12 protein-coding genes are annotated in these 12,527 nt (G+C 60.6%); 7 read left to right on the top strand and 5 right to left on the bottom strand.

All coding sequences use genetic code 11. The features are described 5' to 3' along the window. Nucleotides 1-13 precede the first annotated feature (13 nt). The gene (locus LH464_RS19135; protein WP_226788011.1) at nt 14-673 is read right to left on the bottom strand and encodes a GntR family transcriptional regulator; all 660 of its coding nucleotides are present in this window, start codon (nt 671-673) and stop codon (nt 14-16) included. A 121-nt stretch (nt 674-794) separates the two neighbouring features. Here LH464_RS19135 and LH464_RS19130 point away from each other — a divergent pair, with 121 nt between their 5' ends. The 6 genes from LH464_RS19130 to rraA all read left to right on the top strand — a co-directional run bounded on the left by LH464_RS19130 (nt 795) and on the right by rraA (nt 5,752). Continuing rightward, the gene (locus tag LH464_RS19130) at nt 795-1,901 is read left to right on the top strand and encodes an AbrB family transcriptional regulator (RefSeq protein WP_226788010.1); all 1,107 of its coding nucleotides are present in this window, start codon (nt 795-797) and stop codon (nt 1,899-1,901) included. A gap of 118 nt (nt 1,902-2,019) precedes the next feature. Beyond that, nucleotides 2,020-2,277, top strand: a complete 258-nt coding sequence (locus LH464_RS19125; protein ID WP_226788009.1) for a hypothetical protein — start codon at nt 2,020-2,022, stop codon at nt 2,275-2,277. Beyond that, entirely contained in the window at nt 2,195-3,103 is a 909-nt protein-coding gene (locus tag LH464_RS19120; protein ID WP_226788008.1) for a LysR family transcriptional regulator, read from the top strand. Before LH464_RS19125 ends, LH464_RS19120 begins: the two co-directional genes overlap by 83 nt. A gap of 93 nt (nt 3,104-3,196) precedes the next feature. Beyond that, on the top strand, nt 3,197-4,288 hold the full coding sequence (locus tag LH464_RS19115) for an Ldh family oxidoreductase (RefSeq protein WP_226788007.1): 1,092 nt from the start codon (nt 3,197-3,199) through the stop codon (nt 4,286-4,288). Between the two features lies 1 nt (nt 4,289). Then, complete coding sequence (locus tag LH464_RS19110) at nt 4,290-5,267, top strand: D-2-hydroxyacid dehydrogenase family protein (protein WP_226788006.1); 978 nt, start codon at nt 4,290-4,292, stop codon at nt 5,265-5,267. Continuing rightward, the gene (gene rraA / locus LH464_RS19105) at nt 5,264-5,752 is read left to right on the top strand and encodes a ribonuclease E activity regulator RraA (protein WP_226788005.1); all 489 of its coding nucleotides are present in this window, start codon (nt 5,264-5,266) and stop codon (nt 5,750-5,752) included. Before LH464_RS19110 ends, rraA begins: the two co-directional genes overlap by 4 nt. Nucleotides 5,753-5,809: 57 nt before the next feature. Here the strand turns inward: rraA and LH464_RS19100 are convergent, their stop codons facing one another. The 4 genes from LH464_RS19100 to LH464_RS19085 all read right to left on the bottom strand — a co-directional run bounded on the left by LH464_RS19100 (nt 5,810) and on the right by LH464_RS19085 (nt 11,373). Next, the gene (locus LH464_RS19100) at nt 5,810-6,868 is read right to left on the bottom strand and encodes an isocitrate/isopropylmalate dehydrogenase family protein (protein WP_226788004.1); all 1,059 of its coding nucleotides are present in this window, start codon (nt 6,866-6,868) and stop codon (nt 5,810-5,812) included. A gap of 44 nt (nt 6,869-6,912) precedes the next feature. Beyond that, nucleotides 6,913-8,016 (bottom strand): 4-oxalomesaconate tautomerase, encoded by a 1,104-nt coding sequence (locus tag LH464_RS19095; protein ID WP_226788003.1) that lies wholly within the window; start codon nt 8,014-8,016, stop codon nt 6,913-6,915. Between the two features lie 92 nt (nt 8,017-8,108). After that, nucleotides 8,109-10,133, bottom strand: a complete 2,025-nt coding sequence (locus LH464_RS19090; protein ID WP_226788002.1) for a tripartite tricarboxylate transporter permease — start codon at nt 10,131-10,133, stop codon at nt 8,109-8,111. A gap of 139 nt (nt 10,134-10,272) precedes the next feature. After that, nucleotides 10,273-11,373 carry a Bug family tripartite tricarboxylate transporter substrate binding protein gene (locus LH464_RS19085; RefSeq protein WP_226788001.1) on the bottom strand — a complete coding sequence of 367 codons (1,101 nt, stop codon included), beginning with the start codon at nt 11,371-11,373 and terminating at the stop codon, nt 10,273-10,275. Between the two features lie 163 nt (nt 11,374-11,536). On the opposite strand from LH464_RS19085, the gene LH464_RS19080 reads away from it, so the two are divergent. Beyond that, nucleotides 11,537-12,451 carry a LysR family transcriptional regulator gene (locus LH464_RS19080; protein WP_226788000.1) on the top strand — a complete coding sequence of 305 codons (915 nt, stop codon included), beginning with the start codon at nt 11,537-11,539 and terminating at the stop codon, nt 12,449-12,451. Nucleotides 12,452-12,527: the final 76 nt, after the last annotated feature.

Raw genomic sequence — 12,527 nt, 5'->3', positions numbered from 1 at the left:
CCAGGCTGTCCCTTCAATTCTCCGTCTTGGTGATCAGGAGGCGTACATTGAGCGCTGCCTTGATGTGGTTGATTGCGGCCTTCTCTGCGACCTCGGGATCGTGCCGGCGGATTGCTTCGATGATCGCAACATGCTCGTCGGTCGCGGTGCCTGTCCGGCCGTCCTGGACGAAGGTCGTGTCGGGCAGCAGCGCTATCGTTTCCTGGAGATCCTCGACGGCCTGGCGGAGGTAGCGGTTGCGCGCAGCGTCATAGAGCCGCGCGTGAAACTGGCGATTCCACTGCGCGGCAAGCTGGGGGTCTTCGCTGGCAGCGGCAAATTTTTCGTTGATGCGCTCGAGATTGGCTATCTCTGCGTCCGTTGCGTGGCGTGCAGCAAAGCGGGCGACGATACCTTCCAGTTCTTCGCGAATGGCGTAAAGCTCGAAGAGCTGCTGCATGGAAAGGATCGATACAGCTACGCCGCGACCGGGAGCGGCTTCCAAAAGGCCCTTTTCCTGGAGACGACCGAGCGCCTCGCGAACGGGGGTGCGACTGACGCCAAGGCGGGCCGCCACCTCTTCTTCGCGCAGTGGGTCACCGGGACGGTAGATCCCATCGCGGATCGCAGCCAGGATCGCCTGATAGGTGCTCTGTCCTCTGGTTTTGGAAAGCAGGTCCTTCTGCGGGCTCATGGCTGCCGTTTCCTCGTTGTTGCGCATTCCGGCTATAGAACCCCGTGTAGATTGTCTATGGCATTGTACATTTGCATACGAAGGTATGCAACGACTGCCGGAAAAGCTATAGCATCTCCTCATGACTGATACCGAAACGCGAGCGTCAATGGCAGGCCAGCCCGACCATTCCCTACCATACACGATGCGAACGCTCGCGCTCGGGACTGGCGGTGGGTATTGCGGTTATGCGCTCGGCCTGCCGCTCGGCTGGCTTTTGGGAGCGATGGCGGTCACCATGGCGCTGGCGGTGGTCGGCGTACGTGTGACGGCTTCACGCAGTCCGCGTACCGCCATGATTGCTGTCATCGGACTCATGGTCGGGAGCGCCTTCAAGCCGGAGGTCCTGGCGCATGTCGGGAGCTGGTGGGTCAGTCTGACGGCTGTCGGGGCCTACACCGTGATCACGGCGCTCTTCGGCATCTATGTTTGTTATCGCGTTGGCAGGCTTGCTCCGACCACAGCGGCATTCAGCGGCGTACCGGGCGGCTTGAGCGAAATGATCGTGATCGCGCCGTCTTTCGGTGCCGATATCCGCAGCGTCAGCATGGTGCATGCAACGCGATTGGTCCTCCTGATCGCTGTCGTGCCAACTTCGCTCGGGCTGTCCGGCCTGCTGGCGGACGTCGGTGACGGACGTGTCAACCGCACGATCGATTGGACCGCGACCCTGCCGCTTACCGATACCCTCGTCTTACTAGGCTGCGCCGTCCTCGGGCTCCTGCTGGGCAAGTGGCTTCGGCTTCCTGCCGCCGGTCTGACCGGTCCGCTGTCGTTGAGTGCGGCAGCGCATCTTCTGGGTTTGACGGCAGCTGATGTTCCCGGTCCTGTCATTGCCGTCGCCCAGATTGTCATCGGCGCCACGATCGGGCAGCATTTTGCCGGGGTCGAGCGGCGCGTCATGACGACAGGCATCGTCCTTGGTGCGCTGCTGACATGCTTCAGCCTCGGTATGGCAGCGCTGTTTGCCTGGGGCTTGGACCGCTTTCTTGATGTGCCGTTTGCAATTGGCCTTCTCGCTCTTGTTCCGGGAGGGCTGCCGGAAATGAGCCTGATTGCCATTTCACTCGATACAGACCCTGCCTTTGTCAGCCTGCATCATCTTTTCCGCGTCGTGCTGATCGTGGTCTGCGCCCCGCTCCTGCTGCCGGTATGGTTGCGGTTGATGGGGGCGGCGAATAAGGATTAACCAGTGGCGTCTGGTCTTGCCGAGCCGCGATGCCGCCTTCGCCAATCGGTGCTACCGCACTGCAACAGGAGCCGTTAGACCATGGGTATCGAACAACCCACAATTGGTGGAAGAGATCATGCCAATGGTCATCCTGCACAAGGTCGTCAACGCATTGGAGCGCTATTTTGCGCTCGTCCGACGTTGCAACGATTTTCACCTGCACCGCTTCGATGCGGAAATGCTGAGGCGTGTGCGGCGCGACTTCGGCCTCGACGAACAGCCGGTCTCGGTTACGACCGCGGGAGGAGCGCATGCGGCCCTTCGACCCGCTAACGGCGCGACTGGTCGTCTCGGTGGCCCAACTCGGCTCCATCGGGCGGGCGGCAGAGCGTGAGAATATAGCAACGTCCGCCGTCAGTCGACGGATCAGCGAATTGGAGGCGCGACTCGGCGTTGCGCTCTTCGACCGCTCCGTTCAGGGCGTGCGGCTAACCGCTGCGGGGCAGATCTATGTCCGCGGTTGCGTGGAGATACTTCGGCAGATCGCTGACCTCGATACACAGATGGTCGATTACGCCACTGGCGCGCGCGGGGCCTTGAGGCTGGCTTGCACCAGTTCCGCCTTGTCCGGGAGGCTTCCCGAACTGCTGGCAAACTATGTCGAAAGCCATCGGGGCGTCCGCCTCGACATCCAGGAAATGTCGGCGGCGAGGGCGCTAGCTGCCATGGATGACGGCCAGGCCGACATCGCCTTTGTTGCCGACAATAATGATGTCGATCGCTTCGAAACGAGTGTCTTCGAGGACGATAACGTCCTCGTCATATGCTCGCCCGATCATGTGTTGGCTGAGCGCCTGCGATCGGCGGTACCGATCGGCTTTGACGAGGTCGCGGAACACGAAGTCGTCGGTATCCATCACAGCGGTGCACTCGACCGGCTGTTGAGTGCCGCAGCCGCCAGTAGTGGCCGGGCGCTGGGCGAGCGGGTGAATGTGGAAACATTCTCCTCGCTGGTTCGGATGGTCGAGGCTGGCTTCGGTATCGGTTTCATGCGTTCCACCAGCCTTCATCTGCTGGCAGGAACAGATCTGGTAAGCGCCAGTCTGGCTGATCATTGGGCACGTCGCTCGCTCTTGATGGCGAGGCGAGCCTCCAGCCCGCTTTCCGGCCCGATTCGCGATTTCCTGACGATAGCGAAGAAGAGCTACATGTCGAGTTAGCTGTTCGCGGCATTCTTTGGATACAATAGTATACAAGCCGAAAATGACCTGCTACGCAGACAGTGTCGTGACACTGGCTCGGAGGAGAATGCCATGCCATCAAACGCCGGGGAGGCCGTTTTTTCCGTCGATGCGCCGCGTCTGGAGAATGCCGTCGCCGACATTTTCCGCGGTCTTGGTCTTTCCGCAGAAGACGCTGCGATTGTTGGCCGGTATCTCGTTCTCGCAGATCTGCGTGGGGTTGGCACGCACGGCATTTCGCGGATCGCTATTTATACGGACCGGCTGCGCCGGGGTGTCGTACGCGCTCGGCCGGAGATCCGCGTGACCCATCCGATGCCTGCAGCAGCGCATGTCGACGGTGATGATGGTCTCGGCTTCATAGTTGCGCGCAGGGCTCTGGAAGAGGCCATCGCTGCCGCTGAAAAATATGGCATCGGCATAGCAGGTGTGTCCAACAGTACGCATTTCGGTATGGCGGCGGGCTATCTGCTGGATGCCGTCGAGGCCGGTTACGCAGCGTTTGTCTTTACCAATGCCTCGCCCAGCATGCCCGTATGGGGCGGACGCACCCCCTTTCTCGGCACCAGTCCCTTTGCATTCGGCGCTCCCGGCGGCAACGGATCGCCACCCATCATCCTCGACATGGCGACGTCGGTGGTGGCGCGCGGCAAGATCAGGCGCGCCATGCAGAAGGGTGAGGCCATTCCGACCGGCTGGGCACTCGATGCCGAGGGCAGGCAGACCACGGATGCAGGACGTGCCTATGAAGGGATCGTGCTGCCGCTCGGCGGTCCGAAGGGCTCCGGCCTGTCACTGATGATGGAAGTGCTGGCCGGCGTCATGACCGGAGCCGCCTTTGGCGGCCAGGTTGGCGATCAATATCGTGACCGGGATCGGCCGCAGAATGTCGGGCACAGCATTATTGCCTTTCGCCCGGAACTATTTGGCGACGCTTGCGCCTATCGGACGCGCATGGACGACCTCGTGGAACGTGCACGTGGATGCCCGCGCCTTGATGAGGACCAGCCGATCCTGATGCCGGGAGAACCCGAAGCGGGACGGATGGCAGAGCGGCTTGCTCACGGCATACCCCTTGGTGAGGCTGATCTCGCCATGCTTGCGGAACAAGCCGCACTTGTGGGCCTGTCGATCGATACGAATGCTCTCTTGAAAGGACAGTAGAATGCTGCGGGTTGCGGTTCTTGATGATTATCAGGATGTGGCGCTGTCGCTGGCCGACTGGGCCTCGCTCGGACGCGACTGCGATGTCGTCCGGTTCGGGCATAATCTGGGCAGCGAGGATGAAGCCGCTCGCGAACTTTCCGGCTTTGACGTCCTATGCCTCATGCGCGAACGCATGCCGCTTCCGTCCTCACTGATCGAAAGGCTTCCGTCGCTGAAGCTGGTCGTGGTGACCGGTGCGCGTGTCCGCACGATCGACATGGAGGCAGCAGTCGCCCGCGGCATCACCGTCTGCCACACCTATGCGGGTGAATCCGCACATGCGACGCCGGAGCTCGCCTGGGGACTGATCCTGTCGCTCGCCCGCTTTATCCCGAGTGAGGATCGCCGTGTCCGCGCCGGCGGCTGGCAGGAGACGATCGGAACTGTCCTCGGTGGCAAGACACTCGGCCTTGTCGGTCTCGGCAAGCTTGGCAGCCGCATGGTAACGATCGCGAAAGCCTTCGGGATGAACGTCATTGCCTGGAGCCAGAACCTGACGGATGAGCGAGCGGCCGAAGTCGGTGTCCGTCGTGTCGACAAGAAGACGTTGTTTCAGGAAGCCGACGTTGTCTCCCTGCATCTGATCCTGAGCGAGCGGAGCCGACATATCGTTGCCGCCGACGATCTGGCGCTGATGAAACCCGGTGCTCTGCTGATCAACACGTCGCGCGGGCCCCTTGTGGATGAGACGGCCTTGCTGGAGGCGCTCAACGCCGGCCGCATCAGGGCCGGTCTGGATGTCTTCGAAATCGAACCGCTGCCTGCCGATCACCCGTTGCGCAGCGCGCCCAACACCGTTCTCACACCGCATCTTGGCTATGTCACCGAAGGCGCCTACGCCGCCTTCTACCGCGACACGGTCGAGAACATCAAAGCCTGGCGGGAGGGAAAACCCATCCGCGTCCTCGCTGCACCGAACACCAAGGAAAAGCCATGACGAACAGCCTCAAGACAGCCGATCTCGTTGATACGAACGATACCGAGGTCCGCTTCTGCGAAATGCAGTGGAAGTCATTCGGCAGCCGGAACGGATTCCACGGCGAGATCGTGACGATCAGGACGTTCGAGGACAACCGCCTGCTGCGCGAGACGCTCGAAGGGGACGGGCACGGCAAGGTGCTGGTGGTCGATGGCGGGGGCTCGTTGCGTTGCGCCCTCGTGGGCGATCTGATCGCCGCGCTGGGTCAGGCGAACGGCTGGCAGGGGATCTTAATCAACGGTGCTATCCGCGACAGCGCCGATCTTGCCGGGATGGATTTCTGCGTCATGGCACTGGGTCAGTCACCGAAGAAGAGCGGCAAGACGGGCCATGGTATCCGGGGTGTGCCCGTCCGCTTCGGCAATGTCGAATTCGCAACCGGCCAGTACATCTATGCCGACGGCGATGGTGTGCTCGTCGCCGATCGCCCGGTACACGGATAGGGTATCAAGGATGACGGTGCCGACGCGCATGGCGGCACCTTTCTGTTTCGGGGTGTTTCAGGCGAGACTGGAGATGACGGTGTCGGTGAATTGACGCGTCCCGAGTGGGCCGCCGAGATCGCCCGTACGGGTCGATGGCTCTGCGATCACCCGGTCGATCGTCTGCTCGATCCTCGTCGCGGCATCGACAAAGTGCGTCTTGTCCAGCCGTTCACCATGCCAGCGAAGCAGCATGGCAGCGGAAAGGATCATCGAAGTCGGATTGGCCTTGTCCTTGCCGGCGATATCGGGTGCCGAACCATGTTGTGCCTGTGCTACGGCATTTTCGGTTCCCGAATTCAGCGACCCTGCCAACCCAAGGCTGCCGGAAAGCTCGGAGGCGAGATCCGACAGGGTGTCGCCGTAGAAATTCGTCGTGCAGATGACGTCATATCGATCGGCATGGCGAACCAGAAGGGCGGCCATGGCATCGATCAGCACTTCCTCCAGTTCCACGTCGGGATAGTCGCTCGCGACCTTGCGCACCTCCTTGAGGAACAGGCCGTCGGTCAGCACGAAGGCATTCGCCTTATGCACTGCCGTCACTTTTCTTCGGCGCTGCCGTGCCAGTTCGAAGGAGGCTATAGCGATGCGATTGATCGCCTTTGCGGTGACCTTGCGCATCGAAATCGCTACGTCCTCGGTGGGCATGTATTCGCCGCTGCCGGCAAACATGTTGCGGTCCGGGTACATGCCTTCGGTATTCTCCCGCATGATCACCAGGTCCATGTCGGTGCCGCGGTGGAAGACCCCTTGGCGCGTCCTGGCAGGCCTGACATTGGCGTAGAGATCGAGCTGGGTTCGCAATGCGGCCGATACGTTATATCCGCCCTGCTCTCGGGGCGGATAGTCAAGGTGCGAAATGGGGCCGAGCAGCGTGCCATCCATTCCCCGGGCCATGTCCACAAGGTCCGGCGGCAGTGTCGTTCCGGTCTTTTGAAGCGACGAAAAGCCGATGTCGCGCCACGTATAGTGGAAACCGAGCGAGAGGCGGCGATCGACCGCGTCGAGGACGGCCACCGTCGCCTCGATGATTTCCGGTCCGATGCCATCGCCCGGAAGAACAAGCAGTTTCATGATATGAGGATGCTCCTGAAAGGAAGAATGCTGCAAGACTGCGATCACGCCGCAGGCTTTGCCTCATCCATGTAGGACGGCACGAACACGTAGCCTTCCATGAGTTTGCGGGCCGTGCGGATGACGCCGCCGCCGACGATCTCGATGCTATTGCCGTTCGGTCTTGTCGTCATCGCGACCTCAATGATACCGGTTGGATGTTCGATGGCGATCGTGCAGTCATGGCCCTCCGGTCGATCGGCTATTCCGTCGGCCACCGTGCCAGCCACCATCACACAGGAAGAGACGCAGAGCCCGCCGGTCACGGCAAAGGCGGCATGCGTCTTGTGCGGCACGAAATAGCGGGCGGCGATATTGCCGCCCTCGCGTGGGGCTCCAAGCATCGCCATCTTTGGTACGACCTTGCCTGTAACGTCGCCAAGTCCCATGCGTCTTCCCGCCTCCATGCGCATCGCTTCCATGCGAGCGAATAGGGCCTTGTCGGCATCGAGTTCGGCGGCTGTCTCGTAGCCGGTTTTACCGAGATCGGCGGCGCGGAAGATCATCATCGGTACGGCGACGTCGATCAGCGTGACCTTTATGCCGTCGATCTCTTCTACGGGGTGGCCGGTGGGCAGCAGCGACCCGGTCTTGGAGCCGACGATATCCATGAAATTCAGCCGAATTTCTGCCGCCGTGCCCGGAACCCCGTCGATGCGTGCATCACCTTCGTAGTTAACGGCCCCATCGGGCGTCTGGATGATGGCCTGGATCCGGCTTTTCGTGTTGATGTCGTAGATCACCACGCTTGTGGTGTTGCCCGCCACCGGCACCATGCCGCTTTCGATGGCGAACGGGCCGACACCAGACAGCATGTTGCCACAGGACGGCGAGGTGTCGACGGTGGCCTGGTCGACCGAGACCTGTGCGAAGAGGTAGTCGACATCGACGCCGTCGCGGGTCGATGGACCGACCATCGCCACCTTGCTGGTCAGCGTGTCGGCACCCCCTATGCCGTCGATCTGGCGCGCGTCAGGCGATCCCATCGCCGCCAGAAGAACACGGGCGCGTCCTTCCGGATTTGCGGGAATGTCCTGCATCTTGAAATATGGCCCCTTGGAAGTGCCGCCGCGCATCAGGATACAGGGAATGGGGGTCTGTCTTGGCATACTCGTCCTCGTTCAGATCTGTGGACCAATGGATGCGATTGCATACATCGAAAAAAGTCGTATAAACCCCGGCCCTCAGGCCGGGGAGGCAGTCAGCGGAGGGGCCAGACCATCGAGTCGTAGAAGTAGTGCTGGAGCAGGCCGCCCGGCAGGATCATGTACAGAACGGACGTGAGCATGAGCACGAACCCCACGGCAGCGGCCGTTAGTATGACCACCTGCAGCCAGCCTGCCTTGGCGACGATCCGCAGGAAGGCCAGGAAGAACCCGATCAGCGCCAGCGTAAACCCGAGCAGTCCGATGGCGGCGACGAACCCGACGAGCCATCCGACAAACCGCCAGAGGCTGCCGTTGTCCGGCCCGCTGTCCTGATCGAAGTTGAGATTACCGGCGTCCCCTTGGCCGATGGCGCCTCGATACTGATTGAACAAGACGAACGCGGCCATCAAAAACCCGACGATCCCGACCGAGATCGGAAACACGGCGTCGAGGAAGGAGTTCTGCGCCCCTTCGATAATCGTGAACACAAAGAACGCGACTGCAGCGGCAGTGAAGGCGACCTGCGGCCAAAGGTTCTTGGCAACCGCGGTCACATTCTCTTCCGGCTCGAATTCGATGTCTGTCACGATACCGCCGGGTGCGTCTCCGGCCTTCTTCTTCGACCGTGACCGGCTGGTGAACCAGAGCGAAGCGATTGTTACCAAGCCGATTGCCACCGCAATCGGACGAAGTGGGAAGGTGTAACCATAGAACTGTACCGCTTGGTAGAAATAGGTTTCCACCTGGCCGGCGAGCACGAAGCCGATCAGGAATGCCGGGCGCGGCCAACCGAAGCGCTTCAGGAAGATACCCGTGAGGGCGACAATCAGGAGCGCCAGAATATCCTCGAATGAACGTGTCGACTGAAATGCACCGAACACGATGATAAGAATCATGAAGGGTGCGAACAACACGAAGCGGATCGTCGTCAATCGGGCGATGCTTGGTGAGAGGGCGATGCAGGCAGCCGTGCCGACAACATTGGCGAGCGCAAGCGTCCAGACGACCGTATATGTCAAGTGGAGGTCGCGGTTGGGATCCGCCATGCCTGGTCCCGGCTGGAGGCCGATCAGGATCATCGCTGCAAGGAAGATCGCCATCGAGCCGGAGCCCGGAATGCCAAAGAGCAGGGTAGGGATGAGATTGCCGCCGGCACAGGAATTGTTGGCGGCTTCCGGGCCGATCACGCCCCGGATATCTCCCTTGCCGAATTGTGACTTATCCTTCGCGGTCTGGACCGTATGGCCATAGGATATCCAGTCGGAAACGCTGCCGCCCAGACCGGGCATCAGTCCAACGCAAGCGCCGATCGTGGAGCAGCGCAAGACCAACCATTTTTCCCGCCAGGTGTCACGGACGCCGGCCAGCCAACCGCGGCCGAGCTTTCCGGTGCTGGAAATGCTCGAATTGCCGCGTAGCAGATCGAGCACCTCGGGCAGTGCGAAAATTCCGAGGCCGATGATGGTGATCTCGAGGCCGCTCATCAGATAGAGCGAGTTAAACGTCATACGCTCGCCGCCATTGGCCGGCGCCGTTCCAATCGCACCAAAGGCAAGTCCGAGCGAGCAGGCTGCCACTCCCTTGGCAAGGCTGTTGCCGGATAGGACACCAACCATCGAAAGCCCAAACAATGCCAGCATGAAGAGTTCCGCCGAGGTGAAGCTCAAAATGATAGGGCGGGCCACAATAACGATAGCGGTGAGACAGAGGGCGCCAAAGAGACCACCAATCATGGAGGCGGCGAAGGACGCGCTCAGGGCACGTGCAGCTTCACCCTTGCGGGCAAGCGGGAAGCCGTCGAGTACCGTGGCTTGGGAAGCGGATGAGCCAGGTATCCCCATCAGGATACATGAGAATGTGTCCGACGTCGGAATTACGGCGAGCAATCCGACCATCATTGCAATGGCAGCCGTGGGCTCCATGCCGTAGACGAAAGGCAACAGCAGAGACATGCCCGCAATACCGCCAAGCGCGGGCAGGATGCCGACGATCAGACCGACGGCAACGCCGATCATCATAAAGCCAAGATGGTGAAGCGTCAGTAGGTTATGGAGCGAGGTGATGAAGACATCGAGCACGAATGGTGTCCTTTCGCTAGACAACGCCCTAGGCCCGCTGTTCTTGAGCCGGATCGTCTATGCCAGGATGGGTGTTATCGGCTGCGGGCAGCCAAACAAATGCCGGTGCTCGCCGTTCCGACGGCGAGCACCGCGTGGGTCAGAGCTTGACCTGATATTCGGTGGTCAGGAAGTTTCGCACCCAGTCGCGCGCTTCCGGCTTGATCGACGTTGCCACCTTGTAGAGCTGCTCGATATCGCCGCCGACGGCCTGATCATAATCGCCCAGAACATCCGCTTTGGCCTTCTGCAATTCTGGGTCGGCGACAGCGTCGGCGAAGGCCTTCCGGTAGGTTGCAACGATATCGTCAGACGTTCCTTCCGGCAGCATGCATGGCTTTTGAGCCGCAAAACCGGAGCCAAAGAACGCGAGATAGGCATCGTATTCCACGCCAGATGGCTTGGACCCATGCAGCATTTCGTAGGCTTCCACGAAATGCGGCAGATCGGGGAAGGTCGGGTCGCGGGCGACATTGCCCTGAGCATCGAGAACGCCCCAGGAGAACATCGGAACGGCGGTACCAGCTTCGACCAAAGGCCTGACGTTGGTCAGATAGGCGGAGGAGGTCTGATAATCGATGGTCGCCTCACCGCGTTCAAAGGCAAGACGTCCATCGCCGCGGCCCTGCATGCCGAACACGTGTCGCACGTTGAGACCGAGCAGGCGGAAGGCGAGCATGGGTACCAGGTCGAGCGAGGTGGCGCCCTGGCTGCCGTAAATCAGTTCCTGATCTTTGATCTTGCCCAGTTCGGCCGGAGTCTTCACCTCGAACTTGGCAGGCAGATAACAGACGCCCCCGGTCGGCGAGACGAGCACCGGGATGAGTTTGGCGTAGTCATAGCGCACGCGTGCATCACCGAGCAGGAAGGGGAACTGCGTGGAGCCGGAAGTACCGAGGATCGCCAGACCGTCGGGCCTTGCCCGCGCGACGAACTCGTTTGAGCCGGTGATGGAGCCACCGCCCGGCACATTGCGGACGATAACATTGGGATTGCCCGGCAGATATTTCGACAGATAGGGTGCGAAGAAGCGAGCCCAGACGTCGGACCCCCCGCCCTCGGAGAACGGCATCCACCATTCAACTGTCTTGCCGGCAAAGTCGACAGACGCCTGCGACAAAGCGGGCCGGACGCCTGCAAGTCCGAATGCCGCGGCGGCAGAACCGGCGGCCAGTAGTTTACGACGAGTAAGATCGATCATGTTTTCCTCCCGATATAGAACTGCGCTCATATGTATACAAACGTACACATAAAAAAGAGAAAGGGAAGCGCCTTCCTTCTCGAGACGCCCCGACCTTCTCTTGAAGTCTATGAACTTTTTAGATTATTTGGTGAAATGCAAAGTTTCAGGGAAATAATGTGAAATGCGCATTAATTGTGAAATCCTTGATCTGCGAGCCTTCCTCGCGGTGGTCGAACTGGAAGGCTTCAACCGTGCGGCGGAGGCGCTACATCTGTCGCAGCCTGCCCTCAGCCGGCGTATTCAGAAGCTCGAGGCATCGATCGGTGCGACCCTCCTCGAACGAACGACGAGGCATGTGTCACCGACAGCGCTTGGCCTCGAACTGATGCCCCTGGTGCGGCGGATGCTCGAGGAATTTGATGGATCGCTATTTGCGGCGCGAGACCGCGGAGCGCGCCGCAATGAACTGGTAACGATTGCCTGTCTACCGACAGCCGCGTTCTATTTCCTGCCTACGGTGATCAAGCAGTTCAATCGCGACTATCCAGACATACGCTTTCGCATCCTGGATCTGACGGCAACGGAGGGACTGCAGGCTGTGCTGCGTGGCGAGGTGGAATTCGGCATCAACTTCATGGGCACCGCAGATCCGGATCTTATCTTCGATCGCATCGCAGAAGATCCGTTCGTTCTAGCTATTCGGCGGGACCACCCGCTGGCGGAGGAGGAAGAAGTCGGATGGCAAGATCTCCTGCCTTACCGGCTCATTACGGTGCACCGCTCAAGCGGGAACCGGACGCTTCTCGATGCGACGCTGGCGCGTGCGAATATCGAGCTTCAATGGTTTTACGAAGTCACCCATCTCTCGACCTCGTTGGGGCTCGTGGAAGCCGGGCTGGGCATTTCCGTTCTACCGCGGACCGCAACGCCGGGACAAGACCATCCCTTCATCGTCACACGTCCCTTGCTCAATCCCCAGATATCGCGGACCATCGGTGTCGTACGCCGCCGGGGGGCTACGCTCTCACCGGCGGCGGAGCATTTCCGGGCTATGCTGATGGGTATGTGGAGCAACGAGCCTGCGGATAGCGAGTAGAATTGGATAGCTATCTCCCGGATCCTTACCGATGGGAACGGCAGAGTAGGTTCCTTCACGTCAGTTGCTGCAGTCC

Origin of the sequence: Pseudorhizobium xiangyangii, from assembly GCF_020531965.1 — a bacterium.
Lineage (GTDB): Bacteria > Pseudomonadota > Alphaproteobacteria > Rhizobiales > Rhizobiaceae > Neorhizobium > Neorhizobium xiangyangii.
Note: the sequence above shows the minus strand (reverse complement) of the source record. Positions and strands in the feature narration are given on the sequence as shown.

Bases quoted from the DNA above. Each gene is read 5' to 3' on its own strand.
- LH464_RS19135 (WP_226788011.1), bottom strand. From the start codon at position 673: ATGAGCCCGCAGAAGGACCTGCTTTCCAAAACCAGAGGACAGAGCACC.
- LH464_RS19130 (WP_226788010.1), top strand. From the start codon at position 795: ATGACTGATACCGAAACGCGAGCGTCAATGGCAGGCCAGCCCGACCAT.
- LH464_RS19125 (WP_226788009.1), top strand. From the start codon at position 2,020: ATGCCAATGGTCATCCTGCACAAGGTCGTCAACGCATTGGAGCGCTAT.
- LH464_RS19120 (WP_226788008.1), top strand. From the start codon at position 2,195: ATGCGGCCCTTCGACCCGCTAACGGCGCGACTGGTCGTCTCGGTGGCC.
- LH464_RS19115 (WP_226788007.1), top strand. From the start codon at position 3,197: ATGCCATCAAACGCCGGGGAGGCCGTTTTTTCCGTCGATGCGCCGCGT.
- LH464_RS19110 (WP_226788006.1), top strand. From the start codon at position 4,290: ATGCTGCGGGTTGCGGTTCTTGATGATTATCAGGATGTGGCGCTGTCG.
- rraA (WP_226788005.1), top strand. From the start codon at position 5,264: ATGACGAACAGCCTCAAGACAGCCGATCTCGTTGATACGAACGATACC.
- LH464_RS19100 (WP_226788004.1), bottom strand. From the start codon at position 6,868: ATGAAACTGCTTGTTCTTCCGGGCGATGGCATCGGACCGGAAATCATC.
- LH464_RS19095 (WP_226788003.1), bottom strand. From the start codon at position 8,016: ATGCCAAGACAGACCCCCATTCCCTGTATCCTGATGCGCGGCGGCACT.
- LH464_RS19085 (WP_226788001.1), bottom strand. From the start codon at position 11,373: ATGATCGATCTTACTCGTCGTAAACTACTGGCCGCCGGTTCTGCCGCC.
- LH464_RS19080 (WP_226788000.1), top strand. From the start codon at position 11,537: ATGCGCATTAATTGTGAAATCCTTGATCTGCGAGCCTTCCTCGCGGTG.